Here is a 1,413-nt window from a genome sequence, read left to right as displayed (position 1 = left end):
GTAGCGGCCTTCCTCGCCATTTGCGGGTGAAATTTTTGAGATTAGGGCTCTACTTTTTACGCCGAGCTCGTCCGTCAGGATGAACTGCTTTTGGCTAAATTCTGCTATTTGCCCAGGCGCCTTGCGCGCACATCCGCCTATAAAAAACGCGGCGCAAAGCAGAACGAAAGCCGTTTTAGAAATAGCGTAAAAACGATAAACAGGTCTCAAAAATTCTCCCTAAAAACGAGCGAAATCAAAATCTCGCCCTCCAAAATATAGCTCTTGTAGAGCCATGCCCTGCCGCGCTCATCAAGCGCCAGAGCTTCACCGCCTACGCCGCGCGCGAGCCCCACGCGATCAAGCGCGTAAAAACCTAGGCTTCGCGCCTTAATCAGCGCCTCTTTGATCGTGTAAATTTTATAAAAAACGAGCGTCTTTTCGCTCTCGTCCGCCGTCGCTAAAAGCTCGCGCTCAAAGGCGTTGAAACAAAACTCGCTCGCTGCGGCAAAATCCCGCGGTTTTAAAATTTCAAGATCGAGCCCGAATTTTTGCCTCGCTAGAGCCACGGCGACGATCGTTTTGCCGTCTGCGCTTTTGTGCGAGATGCAAAATCTGCCGCGCTTTTTAAAGCGTGCCTTAAGTGCCCGCGAAACGCGAAACTCGCGCAGATGACCTCGCGCGCGCGCCAGCTTCTTATCGCGCCTGCTCAAAAGTCGCCTCGGGGCGCACAGATCCTCGTCGGTGATTAAAATTTTTATCTCGCTCATAAAGCTCTGATTTTACTAAAATAGTCTTTATAAAAATATAAAATAATAGTTAGTAAGCAAAGGTATTTCAGAGATAATTATTTTAGAATTTTGCAGTTTTTAGGTCGTCGTTGAAGTCTTTATCATTAGGGAGAATAGTATCTACTTCTATATTACTATCTTCCCTAATGTTCCAGTTTCTGACAATGCTTTCCACACGTTCTCTGTATCGTGTACCTTGTTTGTCATTGTCAAAGCAGCACACTATCTCTTGCGGATTGTATGTTTTTATCAAGTTCGTGATTTGGTTGCCTGAAAGACCACCACCGGTTGAGACGAGGGCGGTGTGTTGAAACGTTTGCTTATCCTTGTATAATTCATAAAAGCTCATTGCGTCGATGGCGCTCTCAAAGATGAAGATGCGGCCGACTTTTCGGGAATATACGCCCCAGACAGAACTTGAGGCATCGCCACCAGCGGCCATGCTCTTAAAATTGTAATTGCGAATTTCATAATTGGTTACGGTTTTAGTGCCCGGCACTTTGTAAGGAAAACCAATATTAGGGATGTCCTTCTTGCCTTTTTTGTCTTTGATGATAACAATGTGCCGAAGAAAAGTTGCGACGGTATCAGGGGAAAGCTGCCTACCCCTTGTGAGGAAATGGCAGTTTTCTATAGTTGCCTC

General features: G+C 46.2%; 3 protein-coding genes. All 3 read right to left on the bottom strand.

Annotated features, from left to right (window positions below):
- A partial coding sequence (locus Q0236_RS07540; RefSeq protein ID WP_297916583.1) for a hypothetical protein occupies positions 1-210 on the bottom strand: 210 nt, incomplete at its 3' end.
- Positions 207-749, bottom strand: coding sequence for a 4'-phosphopantetheinyl transferase superfamily protein (locus Q0236_RS07535; RefSeq protein ID WP_297916581.1), 543 nt, complete (start codon positions 747-749; stop codon positions 207-209). The genes Q0236_RS07540 and Q0236_RS07535, both read right to left, overlap by 4 nt.
- An 82-nt stretch (positions 750-831) precedes the next feature.
- Positions 832-1,413: toprim domain-containing protein (locus tag Q0236_RS07530; RefSeq protein WP_297916579.1), on the bottom strand; the 582-nt coding region annotated here is incomplete at its 5' end.

Source organism: uncultured Campylobacter sp. (assembly GCF_938031315.1).
Lineage (GTDB): Bacteria > Campylobacterota > Campylobacteria > Campylobacterales > Campylobacteraceae > Campylobacter_B.
Note: the sequence above shows the minus strand (reverse complement) of the source record. Positions and strands in the feature narration are given on the sequence as shown.

Bases quoted from the DNA above. Each gene is read 5' to 3' on its own strand.
- Q0236_RS07535 (WP_297916581.1), bottom strand. From the start codon at position 749: ATGAGCGAGATAAAAATTTTAATCACCGACGAGGATCTGTGCGCCCCG.